The following is a 20,035-nucleotide window of genomic DNA, read 5'->3' as shown; positions in this document are numbered from 1 at the left end:
ATAATTTATAATATTTAAATCATGACTATAGAACTTATAATCTTTGATTTAGATGGAACTCTTGTTGATTCCTGTGAAGATATAAAAAATGCCTTAAATTATTGTTTAAAGCTCAGAGGCTTGGAAGGTTTTTCTCAAGATGAAGTAAGAAAAATGGTTGGTGAAGGAGTTAAAAGATTAATAGAACAGGCTATAGAAAAAAGAGGAGCAAAAAAAGATTTACTTGAAGAATTACTAGATTGTTTTGTTAGTTACTACAGTAATAACATAGCAGTCTATACAAAGCCCTATCCTGAGGTATCAGATATCCTTGATAAATTGTATGATATTAAAAAGGCTGTAATATCGAATAAATTAAGTTTTTTAACAATTAAAACCCTTGAGAAATTGAATCTTTTGCATTATTTTGATTTTGTAGCAGGCAGTGATACTTTTTCGCAACAAAAACCTTCACCAGTGCCTATATTAGAGACAATGAAAAAATTCAATGTATCACAAGAAAATACATTAATTGTTGGAGACAGCAATATTGACATAGAGACGGGAAAATCTGCAGGTATTAAAACTGTAGCAGTTACTTACGGCTATAGAGAAAGGGAGCTATTGAAAGATGCTGATTTTATTATTGACCGATTTAGCGATTTATTAAGTATTGTTAGAAAAACTTAAAATGAGTCAATTTATTGTTTTTGCAGGAAAGGGTGGAACAGGTAAAAGTACTCTATCTGCCTTAACTGTAAGATATCTTAAAGACAGAAAATTAAGTCCTATATTGGTTGTCGATGCTGACCCGAATTTTTGTCTTCCTGAACTCTTAGATATTAATATTACTGGAACTCTTGCGTCAGTTAGAGAAGGAGCAATGCAAGATAAACCTGATGGTATGTCTCTTGATGAATGGCTTGAAATAGAGATTAACAGAATTATTGAAGAATCAGAAGGATTTGACCTTCTTGTTATGGGAAGACCTGAGGGAAGCGGATGTTATTGTGCAGTTAATAATGTATTAAAAAGAATTCTTCAGGAAATTTCTGAAAAATATAAATATATAATAGTAGATAATGAAGCAGGGATGGAACATATAAGCAGAGGTATAATTAGCAAGATTGATTACTTATTTATCATAGCCACTCCGGCAAAAAGTAGTATTCAGTCTGCATTAAGAATCAATCAACTTGTAGATGAATTAAATTTATCTTCTAAGAAAAAAGCTCTTGTTATTAATCAGTCTTCAGGAAAAATTGAAGGACATGATGAATTATCAAAAATTTTTGGAAAAATAGTTTATATTAACTTTGACGATAAAGTAAAAAGTTTAAGTGAGCAAGGGGGAAGTATTTTTTCTTTAAATAGTTCAGCAGTTGTTATTAAAGATTTCTATAAATTTTTGGAGGAGGAATTTGGAAGATAATTTTCAGAAATTAGTTGAAATAATGGAAAAGCTTCGATCTGAAGAAGGTTGCCCTTGGGATAAAGTGCAAACCCATGAGACTTTAAAAAGATATCTCCTTGAAGAAACATACGAATTAATAGAGGCAATTGAAAAGAAAGACTACAAAGAAATGAAGGAAGAATTGGGAGATTTGCTTCTTCAGATAGTTTTTCACAGCAAAATAGCAAAAGATGAGGGTAAGTTTGATATTAATGATGTAATTGATACAATTTCAAAGAAAATGATAAACAGACATCCCCATGTATTTGGCTATGCAAATTTTAAGACACCAGAAGAAGTTTTAAATCAGTGGGAAGATAGAAAAAAGGAAGAGGGTAAACTTAAAAGTTCAATTCTTGAGGGAATTCCTCTGGCACTTCCTGCTTTGCTCAGAGCATACAAGATTCAGTCAAGAGTAGCAAAAGTGGGATTTGATTGGGATAATGTTGAAGGAACTTTTGATAAGCTTGAAGAAGAAATTAATGAATTGAAGGAGGCAGTTAAATCAGGAGATAAGGAAAAAATAGAGGAAGAAGTCGGCGATGTTTTATTCAGCATTGTAAACATTGCAAGATTTTTGAAAATTGACCCTGAAACAGCTCTTAGAAAGACAAATCGAAAAATTGAAAAAAGATTCAAAAAACTTGAAAAGCTTGCTCGACAAAAAGGTAAATCACTAAAAGAGATGTCTATTAACGAGATGGACATCCTTTGGGAGGAAATAAAGAGAGGTTGAAAAAATTTTCCTTTACTTTTTTACTTTGACCATGTTATAAAAGGATTAGCTTTGCATGTAGCGAAGTTTTAGTACCTACCATTGGTGGGGAGATTAAAAGGAGGTTTTAAGAAGTATGGCTTTTGAAGGACGTGTTAAGTGGTTTAACGAATCAAAGGGGTTTGGATTTATTCAGCAGGATGGCGGACAGGATGTTTTTGTCCATTACACTTCAATTAAGGGTGATGGATTCAAGACCCTGAAACAGGGAGACAGAGTTAAATTTGATGTTGTTGAAGGAGACCGTGGACCTAAAGCAGTTAATGTAGAAAAAGTCTGACAACCTGAGGGGGAGACCTCTCCCCCTTTTATAAACTTTTCAAATGCCTCTTCCAGAATGGGTTAAAACCCAACTTAAAGAGCTCAAAAAGACACAAAATTTTTTAAAACACCGAAAATTAAATACTGTCTGTGAAACCTTAAGATGTCCAAACAGAAGTATTTGCTATAAAGAACCAACAGCAACCTTTATGATTCTTGGGAATGTTTGTACAAGAAGATGTAAATTTTGTAATGCTAAAAGAGGAAATCCTGAACCTTTGGATTTTGAAGAGCCTTCGAGAATAGCTCAAGCAGTTAAAGACCTCTCCCTAAAATATGTTGTTGTTACATCTCCAACAAGGGATGATATAGAAGATGGAGGAGCAGAACATTTTGTTTTGACAATAAGAGAAATTAGAAAAATTAATCCTCATACGCAGGTTGAAGTTCTTGTTCCTGATTTTAAGGGAGATATAAATTCAATTGAAAAAGTTATAAATTCTGAAATAGCAGTTTTTTCCCATAATATTGAAACTGTGCCATCTCTATACGGATATGTAAGAGACGGAATTTATAGGCGGTCATTAAAAGTTCTTGAATCTGCAAAAAAGCTTAATTCAGAAATGATTACTAAATCAGGATTCATGGTGGGACTTGGTGAAAGCCTTAGCGAAATATTTCAGACAATAGAAGATTTAAAAAATGCAGGTTGTGACATTATTACAGTTGGGCAGTATCTTCAACCTTCAAAAAAAGCTTTACCTGTAGTAGAATATAAAAAAATGGAATTTTTTAATCAAATTGCGGATTTTGCTTTGAAAGAAGGAATTAAGGTTGTTTTAAGTAGTCCATTAATAAGAAGTTCTACAAGGGCTTTTGAAGCCTTTAAAGCAGTAAAGGAGGGAAAGTATGGAAAACTTTGAATTTTTTAATCCTACAAGAATAATTTTTGGCAAAGGGACCGAGAATAAAATTGGAGAGATTTTGAAAAAGGATAAAATTAAAAAAGTTCTTTTTGTTTATGGAAAAGAATCCATTAAAAAAATTGGCCTCTATGAAAGAGTTGTCAAGGCATTAAGAGAAAATAACATTGAGTTCATTGAGCACAGTGGAGTAAAGCCAAATCCAGTCCTCAGTCACACAAAAGAGGGTATTAAAAAGGCAAAGGAAGAAAAAGTAAATGCCATCCTTGCAGTTGGAGGCGGTTCAGTTATTGATGAAGGGAAAACAATTGCTGTAGGTGCAAAATCAAAAAAGGATGTATGGGTTTATTTCAAAAGAGGAGATGAAATAAAATCAGCTTTACCTGTTTATACAATTTTAACCTTGGCTGCAACTGGAACTGAGATGAATGGTTTTGCTGTAATAACAAAGGAAGAAAATCAGGAAAAGCTTTCAATTTCATCTGAACATATTTTCCCTAAGGTTTCCATTCTAAATCCAGAAATTACCTTCTCTGTTTCTGCTCAATATCAGGCATATGCCTGTGTAGATGTCATTGCTCATGTAATTGAGCATTACTTTAGCGGTAAGTATTGCCCAGTTCTTCAGAGTAGATTTGTTGAAATGATTGTTAAAACAGCAATGCAGACAACAGAGACGATATTAAAAGAACCTTACAATTACAATGCCCGAGCTGAGTTTATGTGGGCTGCTACCCTTGCCTTAAATGGTCTTACAAGGTTAGGAATTAAAGATGGTAGTTTCCCTAATCACATGATTGCCCATGCATTAGGTGCTCTATATGACCTTTCACATGGTGCCTGCTTAAGTATTGTCATACCTGCTTGGATGCGGTGGTATAAAGACAGAAATATCCAACAGTTTGAAAGATTTGCAAAAGAGATATTTAATGTTAAAACAGCTGATGAAGGAATTTTGGAACTTAAGAATCGGTTTAAAAAAATTGGTGCACCTGTTAGTTTAAAAGATGTAGGAATAAGTGAGTCGGAGATATCAAAGATAGTTGATAATGCTTATAACATTGCAAAAGTCTGGCAGATGAAAGATGTTTATAACAAAAAAGTATTGACAGAAATAATTAAATATGCAAATGATTAATGAGGTGGAGATTCTTCGGTCGCTTACGCTCCCTCAGAATGACATCTTTTCTGTCATTCCGAGGGACTAAATGCCCCGAGGCGTTGTCCTGAGGCGTAAGCCGAAGGAACTCCTTCCGATTATAGTAAAAGGAGGAGATTCTTACTATTACTTTGCATACGCTTAGGGCTTCGGCTCAGGATGATAAAAATGGAGTTTCAGAGTTTGTTTTAAATGAAAGGAAGTAATGCAAAAGGAGGAATTTAAATAATTGTATAATGAAAATAAAAAATGGAGGAAGAAAAAATGTTTGATTTTCCAAGAATTAAAAGATTACCTCCCTATGTATTTGCAGTAGTAAATCAACTTAAGACCGAGCTGAGAAGAAAAGGAGAGGATATAATAGACCTTGGTATGGGAAATCCTGATTTGCCAACGCCAAAGCATGTTGTTGAAAAACTTTGTGAAGCAGCAAAGATTCCAAAAAATCATAGATATTCAGCAAGCAGGGGAATTACTCAACTTAGATGTGCTATCTCAGAGTGGTATAAAAGAAGATTTGACGTTGATATAGATCCGGAAACAGAGGCAGTTGTTACCATTGGCTCAAAAGAGGGTTTAAGTCATCTACTTTTAGCAGCAGTACAACCAGGTGACGTTGTTCTTACTCCTTCACCAGCCTATCCTATTCATCCTTACGGAGCAATAATTGCTGGTGGAGATGTTAGAACCTTTGATATTTGTCCCTCCATGGACTTCTTTCAGGAGCTTGAAAGAGCCTATAAAAATTCCTGGCCCAGACCAAAGATTTTAATAATTAATTTCCCTCATAATCCAACAACAGCAGTTGTGGAAAATCTTGATTTTTTCAGAAAAGTTGTTGATTTTGCTAAAGAAAACAATATTATGGTTATCCATGACTTTGCCTATGCTGACTTAGTTTTTGATGATTATAAAGCACCAAGTTTTCTTCAAGTTCCAGGGGCAAAGGATGTGGGCGTTGAATTTTTCTCAATGACAAAAAGTTATTCAATGGCTGGCTGGAGAGTTGGTTTTTGTGTTGGCAACAAAGAGATTGTTGGAGCATTAACAAAAATAAAAAGTTATCTTGACTATGGAATGTTTCAGCCAATTCAGATTGCATCAATTGTTGCATTAAGGGGACCCCAAGACTGTGTTGAAGAAATAAGAAAAACCTATGAAAGAAGAAGAAATGTTCTCATTAAAGGACTAAATCAGGCTGGATGGAAAGTTGACCCCCCTAAGGCAACAATGTTTGTTTGGGCTGAAATTCCAGAGCCTTTTAAGAAAATGGGTTCTTTAGAATTTGCTAAATTTTTAATAAATGAAGCAAAGGTAGCAGTTTCTCCTGGTATTGGTTTTGGAGAAGGAGGAGAAGGCTTTGTAAGATTTGCTCTTGTTGAGAATGAACACAGAATAAGGCAGGCTTGTAAAGGAATTAAAAAAGCACTAAATCTTGTTCCTCAGGTAAAAAGAATTAGAAAAGTTGGATAAGGAGGTAGAATGAAACAGGTAAAGGTAGGAGTTATAGGATTTGGTGTAGTTGGTACAGGTACAATAAAAATTCTTCTTAATCAGAGAGAGTTGATAAAAAAAAGAACAGGCATAGATATAATTCTTAAAAAAGTAGCTGATAAGGATCTTGAAAGACCAAGAGAGATAACACTTCCAAAAGAGATTTTGACTACAGATGCTTGGGAGATTATAAAGGATCCGGAAATTGATATAGTTGTTGAACTTGTTGGTGGCACTACCGTAGCAAAGGAATTTATCATGGAAGCTCTAAAAAACGGAAAACATGTTGTCACTGCAAATAAAGCTTTATTAGCAGAACAGGGCAATGAAATATTTGAAGAAGCCTTACAAAGAGGTTTAAAAATTGGTTTTGAAGCTTCTGTTGCAGGAGGTATTCCAATTATAAAGGTAATGAAAGAAGGTCTTGTTGCGAATAAAATGCTTGCAATATATGGAATAATAAACGGAACAACAAATTTTATTCTTACAAAGATGACTAATGAAGGGATTGATTTCCAAGAAGCTTTAAGGCAGGCACAGTCTCTTGGTTATGCAGAGGCAGACCCTACTCTTGATATAGAAGGAATTGATTCATCCCATAAAATTACTATTTTAGCATCCTTAGCCTATGGAATTCCCTTAAGTTTTAATAAAGTGTATTGCGAGGGTATTACAAAGATAACAGCACAGGATATTGCCTTTGCAAAGGAGTTTGGATACAAAATTAAGCTTCTTGCAATAACAAAAATTCTTAATGGAGAAATTGAATTGAGGGTGCATCCCACAATGGTTCCAGAGGATTATTTAATTTCAAAGGTTGACGGAGTTTTTAATGCTATATATGTTGAAGGAGACAGTGTTGGAGCAACCCTTTACTATGGAAGAGGAGCTGGAAGTATGCCTACAGGAAGTGCTGTAGTTGCAGACATAGTTGATATTGCAAAAGGAGTCAATACAATACCTCTTGATTTTTCTGAAAAATATACTATAAAACCAATGGAAGAGATAGAAAGCATGTATTATTTCAGGTTTACAGCCTTAGACCGTCCTGGTGTGCTTTCAAAGATTTCAGGAGTATTTGGAGAACATAACATAAGTATAGCTTCGGTGATTCAGAAAGGAAGATCAAAGGCTGGTGCTGTTCCTCTTGTAATATTAACTCACAAAGCCAAGGAAAAGAATGTCTTAGAGGCATTAGAAAAAATCGATAAACTACCTGTAGTATCAGATAAAAGCGTATTTATAAGGGTTGAAGGAGAAGAAACTTAATTGTGTCAAGATATTACCGCCAGATTATACTTTCTCAGATAGGGATAGAGGGACAAAGAAAACTAAAAGAATCAAAAGTTTTAATAGTTGGTGCAGGCGGTCTTGGAAGTGTTGTATCATACTATCTTGCTTGTTCTGGTGTTGGTTACATTGGAATAATAGATCCGGATATAGTTGAACTTAGTAATCTTCAACGTCAAATTCTTCATAATGAAGAACATGTTGGTATGCCAAAGGTTATTTCTGGCATGATAAATCTTAAAAAAATTAACAGTGAGGTAAAAGTTCTCCCCTATCCTGATGAGATTAATAAAAAAAATGCTGAGGATTATATAAAATTTTTTGATGTTGTTGTTGCCTGTCCAGATAGTTTTCAAACAAGAAAGATTCTGAATGAAGCATGCTTTAAATTGAATAGACCTCTTGTAATCGGTGCAGTTTCAGAGTTTGAAGGCCATGTCTTTGATGTAAATCCTCCAGAAGGCCCCTGTTACAGTTGTCTTTTTGAAGATGCAGTAGATGAAGAAATTCAAAGGGGTATCTTAGCTCCTGTGGCAGGTGTAATTGGTTCAATTCAGGCAATAGAGGTAATAAAATTCTTGCTTGGTTTTGGAGAACTTTTAAAGGGCAGAATCATTATTTATGATGCTTTAAAAGAAGTTTTTCGGGAAGTGAAATTTTTAAAAAATCCATCCTGTAAAATTTGTAAATGAAAATTAAAAAAGCAATCTATGATGATATGATAGAATACTGTAGATGGTCTCTACCCTATGAAGCCTGTGGAATTCTTGCAGGAAAGAATAATTTTGTAACAGAGATTTATAAAATAAAAAATATAGAAACCTCTTCAGTAAGCTATTTTATGGAAACGAAAGAGCAGTTAAAGGCAATGAAGGATATTAGACAAAAAGGACTTGAAATGATTGCTATATTTCACAGCCATCCCTTTGGTTCTGCCTATCCTTCCCAGAAGGACATAGAGTTAGCCTTTTATGATGTTTACTACTTAATAGTTGCCTTTGAACCAGAATTTGAAGTGAAATGTTTTAAGATAAAAGATGGGGAAATTGATGAGGAAGAATTAATTATTGGAAATGAAAACTAAAATTTTGTATTTTTTATTTTTTTCTTTTTTGTTTTTAGTTGGCGTCTTTGCTGGCTATATATACTGGCTTTTTTCAGACCTTCCAGATATTAGGAATTTAGAGGGTTACAGACCCCTTGAAGCATCAATTGTTTATTCCTCCGATGGACAGGTTCTTACAGAGTTTTTTTATGAAAGAAGAAAGTTTGTTCCCTATTACGAAATTCCAGATATCATAAAAAAAGCCTTTATATCAGCAGAAGATGTAAGATTTTATAGACATCCAGGTGTAGATATTATTGGAATTATGCGAGCCCTTTACAGAGACATTAAAGCAGGCAGTATTGTTGAAGGTGGAAGTACCATCACACAGCAACTTGCAAAGATGCTCTTTTTAAAGCCTGAAAGAAGTATAACAAGAAAAATAAAAGAGGCAATACTTTCAATTCAGATTGAAAAAAAATATACAAAGGATGAAATTTTAGGACTTTATCTTAATCAGGCTTATTTTGGAAATAGAGCATATGGAATAGCAGCTGCGGCTGAGGCTTATTTTGGAAAAAGCTTCAGAGAATTAAAAATTTCAGAGATTGCTTTACTTGCTTCTTTGCCAAAGGCACCATCAGCTTTTAATCCCTTTAAAAGACCAGAAGTAGCTCTCAAAAGAAGAAACATTGTTTTACAGAAAATGCTTGAAGAAGGCTTTATAACAAAGGAACAATATAATGAAGCAATAAAAGAGCCTTTGCCTGAGCATCCCCACTGGAGACGCTTTGAAGCACCTTATTTTGTTGAGACTCTTAGACAGGAGCTTGAGACAAAGTATGGAGAAAGACTCTATAAAGATGGGCTGAGAATTTATTCAACAATTGATTATAAATATCAAAAGAAGGCAGAAGAGTCTGTTCAAAAGGGACTTGCTGAGATTCATAAAAGAGTTAAACCAAAGATTCAATCAGCATTGATTGCAATTGATCTTAAAACAGGCTATGTAAAAGCTTTAGTAGGAGGAAATGATTTTTGGGAAACCCAGTACAATAGAGTTTTTGCTCTGCGACAGCCTGGAAGTGCTTTTAAACCCTTTGTTTATGCAGTTGCCTTGATGGAAGGCTGGAACATTGATGATACAATCCTTGATGCTCCTGTTTCTTTCCCAGGAGCAGTTCAGGGTAAAAACTGGAGTCCAAAGAATTACAATAACGAATATCATGGTGAAGTTTCATTAAGAAAGGCACTTGCCCTATCCTTAAATGCAGCCACTGTTAGGCTTGCCTCACAGGTAGGCATTAAAAAAGTTGTTGAATTTGCTCAACAATGTGGTTTAAAAACAAAAATTCACCCTTATCTTTCAACTGCTTTGGGAGCCTCTGATGTAAAACCCATAGAGCTGACTACAGCTTATTCAGTTTTTGCAACAGGTAAAAAAATAAAGCCAATTTTTTATGAGAAAATTACTGACCACAATGGTGTTATAATTGAAGAAAACAAGCCAGAAGTAGAAACAATTTTACCAGAAGAAATTGTTGAACAAATGAGAGAATTCTTAAGGGAAGTTGTGATTTCAGGTACTGCCCAGAGAGCAAAGGAACTTCAAAGAGAAGTTTATGGGAAGACAGGAACAACGAATAATTATTCTGATGCATGGTTTGTTGGTTTTGATGATGATTTATTAGTCGGTGTTTGGGTTGGCAGAGACAACAACAAACCAATTGGACCAAAAGAAGCTGGTGCAAGGACAGCTCTTCCAATATGGATTGATTTTATGAAAGCAAAACAGTAAATGTTAAAATTATAAAATGGGTAAAATAATAACAATTGCAAATCAAAAGGGAGGAGTTGGGAAAACCACCACTGCTTTAAATCTTGGAGCTTCCTTAAGCATAGAGGGTAAAAAGGTTTTACTTGTTGATTCAGACCCTCAGGGAAATCTTACAACTGGAGTGGGAATAGAAAGAAGTAATCTTGATTTAAGTCTTTATGATTTATATATTGATTCCCTGTCACCACATAGTGTAAAAATTAAAACAAAATTTGACAATATATGGATAATTCCATCAACTATAGACCTTGTAGGAGTAGAAGTTGAACTTGTTCATAGACAAAATAGAGAATTTATTCTAAAAAATATTTTATTGCCTATAGTTTCAGATTTTGATTACCTTATTATTGATGCACCTCCATCTCTTGGTCTTTTAACTTTAAACTGTCTTGTTTGTGCCCATTCACTACTGATTCCAGTTCAATGTGAGTACTATGCATTGGAAGGTCTTGGCTTACTCATTAAAACCTTTGAACTTGTTAAGTCTAAACTTAATCCTGATCTTAAAATTGAAGGAATTCTTCTTACAATGTTTGATGGAAGAAACAGTCTTTCAAGGCAGGTTGCAGAAGAAGTGAGACGTTTTTTTGGTAAAAAAGTTTATAATACAGTAATACCAAGGAATGTTACTCTGGCAGAGGCTCCAAGTCATGGAAAGCCAGCTGTTTTTTATGATATAAGGTCAAAGGGTTCTCAAAGTTATTTAAGTTTTGCAATGGAGTTTTTAAATGAAGAAAGCATTAGGTAAAGGATTAGAATCTTTAATTCCAAAGAAAGAAGAGATTCTTCAGGAAATAGAAATAGAAAGAATAATTCCTGGAACATCACAACCAAGAACAGATTTTAATGAAGAGGCATTAAAAGAACTTGCTCAATCAATTAAAGAAAAGGGAATTATTCAGCCAATTGTTGTATCACGTGTTGGTGATGGCACATTTAGAATAATTGCTGGAGAACGAAGATGGAGAGCTTCAAAAATTGCAGGATTAGAAAGGATACCGGCAGTTATAAAAGATGTCTCTCCCGTTGAGGCTATTGAGATTGCCCTAATTGAAAATATTCAGAGAGAAGACCTTGACCCTGTTGAAACCGCTTCTGCTTTTGATAAATTAATTAGAGAGTTTAATCTGACCCAGGAAGAACTTTCAACAAGGGTTGGGAAAGACAGAGCAACAATTGCAAATTATTTAAGAATACTTAAACTTCCTGATGAGGTAAAGCATTATCTTAAACAAGGAACAATCACTATGGGACATGCCAAAGCAATTCTGTCAATTGAAGACACTCAAAGACAGATTGAAATTGCCAATATAGTAGCAAGAAAATCTTTATCTGTAAGACAGACAGAGGAACTTGTAAAAAAGACTGATAAGCCGAAGCGTTTAAAAGAAAAATTAGCAGATATAGAGGAACTTGAAGAAAGACTTACCTCAGAACTTGGTTTTAAAGTAAAGATTTTACATAAAGGAAAAAAAGGAAAGCTTGAAATATTTTATAACTCCCTTGATGAGCTTGATGGAATTTTGCAAAGGATTTTTAAAAAATCTTTCCTGGATTCATAATTCCTTTTGGGTCAAAAACTCTTTTTATAGCCTGCATAAGCTCTATATGTTTTCTGTCTAATTGAATATCTATGTAGGGTTTTTTTGTTATTCCAATTCCATGTTCTCCTGAAATTACTCCTCCAATACTAACTGTAAATTCAAATATTTTCTTTACAATTTCAAATCCCTGTTTTTTTTCTTCTTCGTTTCCCTTGTTAATAAGTATATTTACATGGATATTGCCATCTCCAGCATGTCCAAAGCAGATAATAGGAATTTTAGATTCAATTGATAGTTTATTTAATTTTTTAAGTATTGTTGAAAGATTGTCTATGGGAACAGCGATATCAATGTTTATTTTTTCTTTATCTTTCATTTTCAAAATACATGGAGAAATGCTTCTTCTTGCTTTCCAAAGGTTTTCTCTTGAATAATAATCTGTTGCAACCTGTGTTTCTCCTTTACATTTTCTAACAATATCAACAATTTTTTCCCCTTGCCTTTTAAGAGAGTTTACTTCACCGTCGAGTTCAACAAGAAGCATGGCTTCTGAAGCACTGGGAAGTCCTAATTCATAATTTGTTTCTACTAATTGAAGACAGGAACTATCAAGAAATTCAAGGGTTCTTGGGATAATGCCCGAGCCAATAATTTTAGGAACAGCATCTCCAGCAGACTCTATTGAGTCGAAACTTACAAGAAGTGTAATAACTTCTTCTGGTTGGGGTAATACTCTGAGAGTAACCTTTGAAATTATTCCAAGTGTTCCTTCTGAACCAATAAAAAGTTCCTTTATTTCATATCCTGTAACCCTTTTAAAAGTTTTACCCCCCAAAGTAAAAACCCCACCAGTAGAAAGTACTGTTTCAAGTTCTAAAACATAGTTCCTTGTAACACCGTATTTTATAGCGCGGGGACCACCTGCATTTGTTGCTACATTCCCTCCTATTGTGCAGTAATCAAGAGATGCTGGATCTGGTGGATAAAAAAGTTCATAAATAGTGAGTTCTTTTTGAAGTTCTCCATTTATAACTCCTGGTTGTAAAGTAGTAGTAAAATTTTTCGTATTTACTTCTAAAATTTCTCTCATTTTTTCAAGGCTAACAATAATACTTCTTGAATTAATAGGAATAGCTCCTCCTGCCATACCTGTTCCAGCACCTCTTGGCACTATTTTTAATCCTTTATTTGTTGCCCATTTTACTATTCTTACAATTTCTTCAGTATTTTTAGGCCAGGCAATAAGCTCTGGAAGGCTTCCCTTTGAATAGGAAGCATCATAGCTATAGCATATTAAGTCTTCTTTTTCATCGGATATTTCTATTCCGTTAATCAATGTTAAATCTTTCATGCATATACCTCTGCTTCTTTTAGTTGTAATGAAATCACTGTTGAAACCCCTTCTTCTTGCATGGTAACTCCGTAGATGTAATCAGCTATTTCCATCATGAGTTTATTGTGAGTTATTATTAAAAATTGTGTTTCATTGCTTAAATCCTTTATCAGTTTTCTTAAACGAAGAGTGTTAATATCATCAAGTGGAGCATCAACTTCATCAAGAATACAAACAGGTGATGGACGGATACTTAAACAGGCAAATATAAAGGACAAAGCGGTCAGTGTTTTTTCTCCTCCTGAAAGTAGATTTATGTTTCCCGCTTTTTTACCAGGAGGTTGCACCTGTATATCTATTTCTGATTCAAGTATATTGTTTTCATCAGTTAGAATTAGCTCTGCCTTTCCTCCCTCAAAAAGTTCATTGAAGATATTATTAAATTTCTCCTTCAAAAGATAGAAAGTTTCTCTTAATTTTTTTTTCGTAAGGGAGTTAATTTTTTTAATTGCTTCTTGTAGTTCTTCTATGGAAGTTATTATGTCCTGTTTCTGATTAATCAGAAAGTTATATCTTTCCTTTACTTCCTCATATTCTTTTAAAATTTCCATATCAACAGGTCCGATTTCTTTAAGTTGATTTTTAAGTTGCATTATTCTACTTTTAAAGGTTTCTATCTCCAAAACAGGCTCTATTTCTTCATTAATTATGTTAATTCCGTAAAGGTTGTAAATTTCATTCCATAAATTTTCAAGTTTTATTTTTTTCTCTCCTTCAAAAGCCTTTCTCTCGCCAATTAGTGTTGTAATGTTTTGTAATTCTTCATTTATGCTTTGGTAGTTTGTTTCCAGTTCAGCAAGAAATCCTCTTGTCTGCTTCAGTTTTGTATAGAGAGTTTCTTTTAATTCTCTCAGATTGGCTATTTCAAAGGTAAGTGTTTCAATTGCCCTTAATGTTTTTACCTTTTCTTGTTCAATTTGGGATATTTTTTTTAAACTTTGTTCAATTTCTTCTTCATTTTTCTGTTTTTTTATTGAAAGTTTTTTAATTTCTTCATTCAATCTGATTATTTCCTGTTTTTTACTGTTTTGTCTTTCCTTTAAAGTAGAAAGCATGATTTTTTTATTAGAAAGAGCTTCTTTTTTGTTTTCCTGTTTTTGCAGTAACTCTTTTTGTGTATTTTTAAGTTCTTCAATTTTTTTCTCTAAATCTTCAATTTCATAGGATAATTGTTCAATTTCAGAAGCGGTTTTTTCAATTAATTTTCTGTTTTGAGATATTTCCTGTTGTATTGCTCTTTCTTCATTTTCAAGATATTTTATTCTTTGCCTTAGCTGTTCAATATCTCTGTTAAGGCTTCTGTATCTTTCTTCATTTTGGAAAATTTCCCTCTGTATTTGAGAAATTTTTAATCTTCTGCTTTCAATTTCTTTTTTGTTCTCTTCTTTCATAATCTGTTTTTTTATAATTTCTTGTTGTAAAGATTCAATTTGCTGTGCTATATCATTTTTTTCTTCCTTTAACTGTTCAAGTAGTCTTTTCTTTTGAAGAATATTTGATTTTTTACCTGTTTTGATAAATCCATCTGGGAAAAAAACTTCACCTTGTTTTGTCAGAAAACAGCAATTGGGAAATTCTTTTTTATAAGTCAGTGCCTCTTTGATATTGCTTACAACATAGACATTTTCAAAAATGTTTTCAGGAATTCCAGAATCTTTCATTTTTATGAAGTTTTTGATTTTTCTGTTCTCCAAGATACTTTTTTTATCATTCTGAACTAAGTGATGTTGAGGAATTTCAGAATTTTTTAAAAAAACCCAGCTTTTGTTTTGAAGATGTTTAATTTCTTCTATATTCTCTATTACTGCAGCTTTAAGTTTTTCTTCCATAAGAGTTTCAATTAATTCTTCAGCTTCGGGGCTAACATCAATGTATTCAAAGAAAAGTTTATGAGATTTGCTGTCCTGCCATATTTCTGATGAAAGAGCTTCAATTTTTCCATTAATCACTGCTTCTTTTTTCTTTTTTTCAATTATACTCTGATTTTTTGCTTCCAGTTCCCTATCTATTTGAGAAAGCTGATTCTGAAGAAGGTTTATTTTTTCATTTTCTGATTGAAAGGTTTCTTTTAAAATTTTTATTTTTCCCTCAATTTCTTGATTTTCTGTTTCTAAATGATTTATTTTTTGGGTCATTTCTTTTTTTCTTGAATAAAGGGAGTTTAATCTGTTTTGACCATTTTCAAGGGATTTTTTGACTGAATGATAATAATTTTTCTTATTTGCCAGTTCTGTTGTAAGGTTAAAGAGGGTTTTTCTCTGTTTTTCGAGCTCTTTTTCAAATTCATTTATTTTTTTATGAAATTCAATTAATTCCTGTTCTTCTTCAATGATTTCCTCCTGGAGATTACCAATATTTCTTTCAATTTCTGAGTATTGAATTGAAAATTCTTTTAGTTCATTCTGAGATTTTTCAATTTCTCTTTTCAGTGTAGAGTTTTCTTCTTGCATTTTATTTATCAATTCTTTTCTATTTTTTTCTTCTTGGGAAAAAAGATTTTGTTTATTTTCTGTTTTTGTTTTTTCAATTTCTTTTTGTTTTAGCTCTTTTTCTTTTTCCTGTAATTCATTTTCAACATTAGTAATTTTATTTTTTTGCTCTTCAATTTTTTTTATAATTTTTGCGACTTCTTCTTTCAGTTCTGACTGTTTATTTTCAAGCTTTTTGATTTCATTTTTAAGTCCTTCCATCTCATCAATAAGTCTCAAACTTTCAGTTTTAGAGACCTTTAATTCAAGATTTTTTAATTCTTCTATGATTTTTTTATATTTTTCAGCTCTTTTAGCCTGTCTTTCAAGTAAAGAATATTGTTTTCTGAGTTCACCGATAATATCTTCTACTCTTTGCAGATTTTCTCTTGCTGATTGAAGTTTTCCTTCAGATTCGGTTTTTTTAATTTTATAGAGAGAAATCCCTGCACATTCTTCTAATAGAGCCTTTCTATGAAAGGGTTTTGATAGTATATCATTAATTTTTATTTGATCAATTATTGAATAAGTTCTTATATCAACTCCTTCTGAGAGAAATATTTCTCTTATGTCTTTAAGTCTTGCCTGCTTACCATTTATGATGAAATAGGATTCTCCACTTTTGTAAAATCTTCTTTTTATTTCAGTGAATTCTATTTCGGATTCTTCTTCATTTTCGGTTTCTTTTAATGATTTTAGGAGAATAGTTACTTCTGCAATACCCTTTTCCCTTTTTGATTGAGAGCCTTGGAATATTACTTCCTCCATTTTTTCTCCTCTAAGGATTCTGGGATTATGCTCTCCAAGAATCCATCTGAAAGCATCAACAATATTGCTTTTACCTGCTCCATTTGGACCTACAAAGCAGGTAATTCCCTCATTTATCTCTATTCTGGTTTTTTCGGGAAAAGATTTAAACCCGTTAAGTTCTATCCATTTTATTTTCATTAACAATATTTTAGCTTATTTTTATTTTAAAAGCTTTAATGCAAGCATAAAAATTTTTTATTTGACCAAAAAAGTATAACTATTTTACTGTTGATAGACAGTAAAATTTTTGGTATAATTTAAAAAATCTTAAAGCAGGAGGAAAATATGACGAAGAAGTATGACACACCTTTATTGGATGAACTTGAAAAGGGTCCTTTCCCGAGTTTTGTCACTGAAATGAAAAAAGCAGCTGCTAAAAATGCTATGGCTGCTGACGAGCTGGGTCTTTTAGAGAAAAGTTTTAGAGACAAAGTAACTTATTGGAAACATGGTGGTATAGTTGGTGTTAGAGGTTATGGTGGAGGTGTTATTGGAAGATATTCAGAATTAGCAGATGAATTCCCTAATGTTGCTCATTTCCATACTGTCCGTGTAAACCAGCCTGCAGGTTTATTTTATACTTCTGAAACAATGAGATTTTTCTGCGATCTTTGGGACAAATATGGAAGTGGATTAACAAACTTTCATGGTTCAACTGGCGATATAATTTTATTGGGAACAGTAACAGATAATCTTGAGCCTCTTGCAACCATTCTTAGTATGAATGGTTTTGACCTTGGTGGTTCTGGTTCTGCAATGAGAACACCAAGCTGTTGTGTAGGACCAGCAAGATGTGAGTGGTCAATGATTGATACCCTTGATATTACCTATGATTTAACACAGGAATTCCAGGATGAACTCCATAGACCAGCTTTTCCTTATAAGTATAAGATTAAAGTAGTAGGATGCCCAATTGACTGCAATGCTGCAATAGCTCGTGCAGACTGTTCCATAATTGGAACATGGAAAGGTCCAATTGAGATTGACCAGGACAGAGTAAGAGATTATGCAAAGAAGGGTATGAATATTCAGGAAGAAATAGTTAATCTCTGCCCTGGAAAATGTATCACCTGGGATGGAAATAATCTTACAATAAATAACGATGATTGTCGTCATTGTATGCATTGTATTGCAAAATTAGCAGGAGCCCTTAAACCAACACCACCCTTTGGTGCAACAATTTTAATTGGTGCTAAAGCTCCATTTGTTATTGGTGCTACCCTTTCTTGGGTAGTAGTGCCATTTATGGAAATGAAACCACCATATCAAGAAATAAAAGATCTCCATAGAAAATGGTGGGAGTGGTGGAGTGAATATGGAAAGAACAGAGAGAGAATTGGTGAGCTTATTCTTCGTCGTGGAATGAGAGAGTTCCTTGAAATTTCCGAACTTGAACCTGCACCAGAAATGGTCAAAGAGCCAAGAAGAGATCCGTTCTTCTTCTGGAAAGAGGGAGACCTCGAAGGTAAACCTTGGGAAAAATGGTTAAAATAATATAATAAAAAACATTAAGGAGGTAAAATTATGCCATATGTAATTCCCGATGTAGTAGATGTAAAACAAAGAAAAACAGATATAGGACCACCTCATTACAAAAATTTTTTACCACCAGTAATACAGAAAAATTATGGAGACTGGAAAACCCATGAAATATTAACTCCTGGGTTAATGGTTCATATAGCAAATTCTGGAGATAAAATTTGGACAGTTAGAGTTGCATCTCCAAGACTTCTGAGTACCGATACATTAAGAGAGATTGCTGATATTGCAGATAAATATTGTGATGGTTATTTCAGGTTTACAACAAGAAATAATTTAGAGTTTCTTGTTTCCGATGAAAGCAAAGTTAATCCATTAATTGAAGAACTAAAGGCAAAGAAGTATATGATTGGCGGAATCGGGCCAAGAGTAAGTAACGTGGTCCATACACAGGGTTGGATTCACTGTCATTCAGCAGCTGTTGATGCTTCTGCACTTGTTAAGTGTTTATTAGATGATCTTGCTGATTACTTTACAACAAAGGAAACTCCTAACAAAGTAAGATTGGCAGTTGCCTGTTGTACAAATATGTGCGGTGCAGTTCACTGCTCAGATATAGCTATTGTTGGTATTCATACAAAAATACCAAGAATTGAACATGAGAGATTTAAGGATCTCTGTGAGTTACCAACAACTATGGCTGCATGCCCTACAGCAGCGATAATTCCTGATCCAGCAAAGAAGTCAATTAAGTTAAAAGAAGAAAAATGTATGTACTGTGGAAACTGCTTTTCCGTTTGTCCTGCCCTTCCAATTAAAGATGCAGAAAATGACGGAGTTGCAATAGTTGTAGGTGGAAAAGTTGGTAACTTAAGAACACCTCCAAAGTTTTCAAAGCTTGCAGTCCCTTATTTGCCAAATAATCCACCAAGATGGCCTGAAGTAACAAAGGCAGTAAGAAAGATTTTTGATGCCTATGTAGCTGGAGCAAAGAAACACGAAAGAGTAGGAGAGTGGATTGATAGAATTGGATGGGAAAAATTCTTCGATGTGACAGGAATACCATTTACATGGCAGCACATTGATGATTGGACATACACCTTTGAAACACTCAGAACAACTGCACAAATAAAATGGGTTAAAAAATAATTTAATAAGGAGGGGTAACCCCCTCCTTATAAAGAAAGGGGTGAAAATTTTATGGATAAAGAGGAACTCAAAAAGCAGATATACAAACTCATTGAAGAGGCTCAAGGAAAAAAGAAATACAAACAGATGGATGTAATAAAACATTTTAGAGCCCTTGGTGTATCAGATGCTGAAACAAAGGAAGCAATAAGAGAACTTATCGATGGTGGACAATTAATTTATACCTACATGGGTGGTAGCTATATAGAGCTTGCATCTAAACTGGAAAAATTTGAAAAAGATATTTTCAAATAGTTAAATCAGTATTTAGAGATATTAAGAGAGGGGAAGAGATAATCTCCCCCTCTCTTACTTTTATTTTTTTATGTATCCTACAATAGAACAAGCTTTTCAAATAGTTAATAATTTAAAAATAAAAAATAAGACTCTTTCAACAGCTGAATCATGTACAGGAGGTCTTATTGCTTCATCAATAACAGATATTCCAGGTGCAAGCAAAATTTTTCTTGGAGGAGTTGTTGTTTATGCAACAGAGATAAAAAGAAAAATATTAAATATACCTGAAGAAACGTTTAAACATGGAGTAATATCATCTGAAATGGCTATAACTATGGCATTAGCTGTAAAATATCTTACAGGTTCGGACTATTCAATAGCAACAACAGGCAATCTTGGTCCTGATACAATGGAAGAAAAACCAGCAGGTCTTATATATATTGCTGTAGCAACACCAGAAAATGTTTTTGTTAAAGAATTGAAATTTCAAGGTGATAGATATTTCAATAAAATTAATGCAACGAATGAAGCTTTCAATTTTCTTATTGAAAAAATAGTTTAAAAATTAAAGAAGAGAATCTCAACAAGAAGTTATTAATCTTAATGAACTTCAATGCTACTTGTTGAGATTCCCTTCAAATTAGATTCTTTGTAAGACTTCTTCCTCAGTAAATATAGTTTTAAAGTTAATTCAGTCCTT

At 33.3% G+C, this 20,035-nt stretch carries 19 protein-coding genes; 17 read left to right on the top strand and 2 right to left on the bottom strand.

The genetic code is table 11. The features are described from left to right. The first annotated feature begins 21 nt into the window (after positions 1-21). The 13 genes from QI155_RS04405 (at position 22) to QI155_RS04345 (ending at position 11,778) form a co-directional block, all read left to right on the top strand. Positions 22-669, top strand: coding sequence for an HAD-IA family hydrolase (locus QI155_RS04405; protein WP_281321195.1), 648 nt, complete (start codon positions 22-24; stop codon positions 667-669). A 1-nt stretch (position 670) separates the two neighbouring features. Continuing rightward, on the top strand, positions 671-1,411 hold the full coding sequence (locus QI155_RS04400) for an AAA family ATPase (RefSeq protein WP_068861739.1): 741 nt from the start codon (positions 671-673) through the stop codon (positions 1,409-1,411). Then, the gene (gene mazG / locus QI155_RS04395; protein ID WP_281321194.1) at positions 1,401-2,168 is read left to right on the top strand and encodes a nucleoside triphosphate pyrophosphohydrolase; all 768 of its coding nucleotides are present in this window, start codon (positions 1,401-1,403) and stop codon (positions 2,166-2,168) included. Before QI155_RS04400 ends, mazG begins: the two co-directional genes overlap by 11 nt. 115 nt (positions 2,169-2,283) lie before the next feature. Beyond that, entirely contained in the window at positions 2,284-2,487 is a 204-nt protein-coding gene (locus tag QI155_RS04390) for a cold-shock protein (protein ID WP_012546429.1), read from the top strand. 43 nt (positions 2,488-2,530) lie between these two features. Further along, positions 2,531-3,391 (top strand): lipoyl synthase, encoded by an 861-nt coding sequence (gene lipA / locus QI155_RS04385; protein ID WP_281321193.1) that lies wholly within the window; start codon positions 2,531-2,533, stop codon positions 3,389-3,391. Beyond that, the gene (locus QI155_RS04380) at positions 3,378-4,529 is read left to right on the top strand and encodes an iron-containing alcohol dehydrogenase (protein ID WP_281321192.1); all 1,152 of its coding nucleotides are present in this window, start codon (positions 3,378-3,380) and stop codon (positions 4,527-4,529) included. Before lipA ends, QI155_RS04380 begins: the two co-directional genes overlap by 14 nt. Before the next feature lie 285 nt (positions 4,530-4,814). Continuing rightward, positions 4,815-6,023 carry an alanine transaminase gene (gene alaC / locus QI155_RS04375; protein ID WP_068861758.1) on the top strand — a complete coding sequence of 403 codons (1,209 nt, stop codon included), beginning with the start codon at positions 4,815-4,817 and terminating at the stop codon, positions 6,021-6,023. Between the two features lie 9 nt (positions 6,024-6,032). Next, positions 6,033-7,313 (top strand): homoserine dehydrogenase, encoded by a 1,281-nt coding sequence (locus QI155_RS04370; RefSeq protein WP_068861757.1) that lies wholly within the window; start codon positions 6,033-6,035, stop codon positions 7,311-7,313. 2 nt (positions 7,314-7,315) lie between these two features. Further along, positions 7,316-8,026, top strand: coding sequence for a HesA/MoeB/ThiF family protein (locus QI155_RS04365; RefSeq protein WP_281321191.1), 711 nt, complete (start codon positions 7,316-7,318; stop codon positions 8,024-8,026). After that, positions 8,023-8,418 (top strand): M67 family metallopeptidase, encoded by a 396-nt coding sequence (locus QI155_RS04360; protein ID WP_068861772.1) that lies wholly within the window; start codon positions 8,023-8,025, stop codon positions 8,416-8,418. Before QI155_RS04365 ends, QI155_RS04360 begins: the two co-directional genes overlap by 4 nt. Then, positions 8,408-10,177, top strand: coding sequence for a PBP1A family penicillin-binding protein (locus QI155_RS04355; protein ID WP_068861771.1), 1,770 nt, complete (start codon positions 8,408-8,410; stop codon positions 10,175-10,177). Before QI155_RS04360 ends, QI155_RS04355 begins: the two co-directional genes overlap by 11 nt. A gap of 16 nt (positions 10,178-10,193) precedes the next feature. Beyond that, positions 10,194-10,964 (top strand): AAA family ATPase, encoded by a 771-nt coding sequence (locus QI155_RS04350; RefSeq protein ID WP_281321190.1) that lies wholly within the window; start codon positions 10,194-10,196, stop codon positions 10,962-10,964. Beyond that, positions 10,945-11,778 carry a ParB/RepB/Spo0J family partition protein gene (locus tag QI155_RS04345; protein ID WP_281321189.1) on the top strand — a complete coding sequence of 278 codons (834 nt, stop codon included), beginning with the start codon at positions 10,945-10,947 and terminating at the stop codon, positions 11,776-11,778. Before QI155_RS04350 ends, QI155_RS04345 begins: the two co-directional genes overlap by 20 nt. Here QI155_RS04345 and QI155_RS04340 read toward each other — a convergent pair. Beyond that, positions 11,753-13,111, bottom strand: a complete 1,359-nt coding sequence (locus QI155_RS04340) for an FAD-linked oxidase C-terminal domain-containing protein (RefSeq protein WP_281321188.1) — start codon at positions 13,109-13,111, stop codon at positions 11,753-11,755. The two genes, QI155_RS04345 and QI155_RS04340, sit on opposite strands and share 26 nt — an antisense overlap. Then, entirely contained in the window at positions 13,108-16,569 is a 3,462-nt protein-coding gene (gene smc, locus QI155_RS04335; RefSeq protein ID WP_281321187.1) for a chromosome segregation protein SMC, read from the bottom strand. The genes QI155_RS04340 and smc overlap by 4 nt, the downstream gene beginning before the upstream one ends. Positions 16,570-16,716: 147 nt before the next feature. On the opposite strand from smc, the gene dsrA reads away from it, so the two are divergent. From dsrA to QI155_RS04315, 4 genes are all read left to right on the top strand, one after another. Further along, positions 16,717-17,925, top strand: a complete 1,209-nt coding sequence (gene dsrA / locus QI155_RS04330; protein WP_068860654.1) for a dissimilatory-type sulfite reductase subunit alpha — start codon at positions 16,717-16,719, stop codon at positions 17,923-17,925. 30 nt (positions 17,926-17,955) lie between these two features. Then, positions 17,956-19,059, top strand: a complete 1,104-nt coding sequence (dsrB, locus tag QI155_RS04325; protein WP_068860656.1) for a dissimilatory-type sulfite reductase subunit beta — start codon at positions 17,956-17,958, stop codon at positions 19,057-19,059. A gap of 51 nt (positions 19,060-19,110) precedes the next feature. Further along, positions 19,111-19,353 (top strand): hypothetical protein, encoded by a 243-nt coding sequence (locus QI155_RS04320; protein ID WP_068860658.1) that lies wholly within the window; start codon positions 19,111-19,113, stop codon positions 19,351-19,353. A 70-nt stretch (positions 19,354-19,423) separates the two neighbouring features. Further along, positions 19,424-19,897 carry a CinA family protein gene (locus tag QI155_RS04315; RefSeq protein ID WP_068860660.1) on the top strand — a complete coding sequence of 158 codons (474 nt, stop codon included), beginning with the start codon at positions 19,424-19,426 and terminating at the stop codon, positions 19,895-19,897. Positions 19,898-20,035 lie beyond the last annotated feature (138 nt).

Source organism: Thermodesulfovibrio sp. 1176 (assembly GCF_029946585.1).
In the GTDB taxonomy this organism is placed as follows: Bacteria; Nitrospirota; Thermodesulfovibrionia; order Thermodesulfovibrionales; family Thermodesulfovibrionaceae; genus Thermodesulfovibrio.
The sequence above is the reverse complement of the archived record's forward strand: the minus strand, read 5'-3'. Positions and strand labels throughout refer to the sequence as shown.

Bases quoted from the DNA above. Each gene is read 5' to 3' on its own strand.
- QI155_RS04350 (WP_281321190.1), top strand. From the start codon at position 10,194: ATGGGTAAAATAATAACAATTGCAAATCAAAAGGGAGGAGTTGGGAAA.
- QI155_RS04370 (WP_068861757.1), top strand. From the start codon at position 6,033: ATGAAACAGGTAAAGGTAGGAGTTATAGGATTTGGTGTAGTTGGTACA.
- smc (WP_281321187.1), bottom strand. From the start codon at position 16,569: ATGAAAATAAAATGGATAGAACTTAACGGGTTTAAATCTTTTCCCGAA.
- QI155_RS04340 (WP_281321188.1), bottom strand. From the start codon at position 13,111: ATGAAAGATTTAACATTGATTAACGGAATAGAAATATCCGATGAAAAA.
- QI155_RS04315 (WP_068860660.1), top strand. From the start codon at position 19,424: ATGTATCCTACAATAGAACAAGCTTTTCAAATAGTTAATAATTTAAAA.
- alaC (WP_068861758.1), top strand. From the start codon at position 4,815: ATGTTTGATTTTCCAAGAATTAAAAGATTACCTCCCTATGTATTTGCA.
- QI155_RS04380 (WP_281321192.1), top strand. From the start codon at position 3,378: ATGGAAAACTTTGAATTTTTTAATCCTACAAGAATAATTTTTGGCAAA.
- dsrA (WP_068860654.1), top strand. From the start codon at position 16,717: ATGACGAAGAAGTATGACACACCTTTATTGGATGAACTTGAAAAGGGT.
- lipA (WP_281321193.1), top strand. From the start codon at position 2,531: ATGCCTCTTCCAGAATGGGTTAAAACCCAACTTAAAGAGCTCAAAAAG.
- dsrB (WP_068860656.1), top strand. From the start codon at position 17,956: ATGCCATATGTAATTCCCGATGTAGTAGATGTAAAACAAAGAAAAACA.
- QI155_RS04405 (WP_281321195.1), top strand. From the start codon at position 22: ATGACTATAGAACTTATAATCTTTGATTTAGATGGAACTCTTGTTGAT.
- QI155_RS04360 (WP_068861772.1), top strand. From the start codon at position 8,023: ATGAAAATTAAAAAAGCAATCTATGATGATATGATAGAATACTGTAGA.
- QI155_RS04390 (WP_012546429.1), top strand. From the start codon at position 2,284: ATGGCTTTTGAAGGACGTGTTAAGTGGTTTAACGAATCAAAGGGGTTT.
- QI155_RS04345 (WP_281321189.1), top strand. From the start codon at position 10,945: ATGAAGAAAGCATTAGGTAAAGGATTAGAATCTTTAATTCCAAAGAAA.
- QI155_RS04355 (WP_068861771.1), top strand. From the start codon at position 8,408: ATGAAAACTAAAATTTTGTATTTTTTATTTTTTTCTTTTTTGTTTTTA.
- QI155_RS04400 (WP_068861739.1), top strand. From the start codon at position 671: ATGAGTCAATTTATTGTTTTTGCAGGAAAGGGTGGAACAGGTAAAAGT.
- QI155_RS04320 (WP_068860658.1), top strand. From the start codon at position 19,111: ATGGATAAAGAGGAACTCAAAAAGCAGATATACAAACTCATTGAAGAG.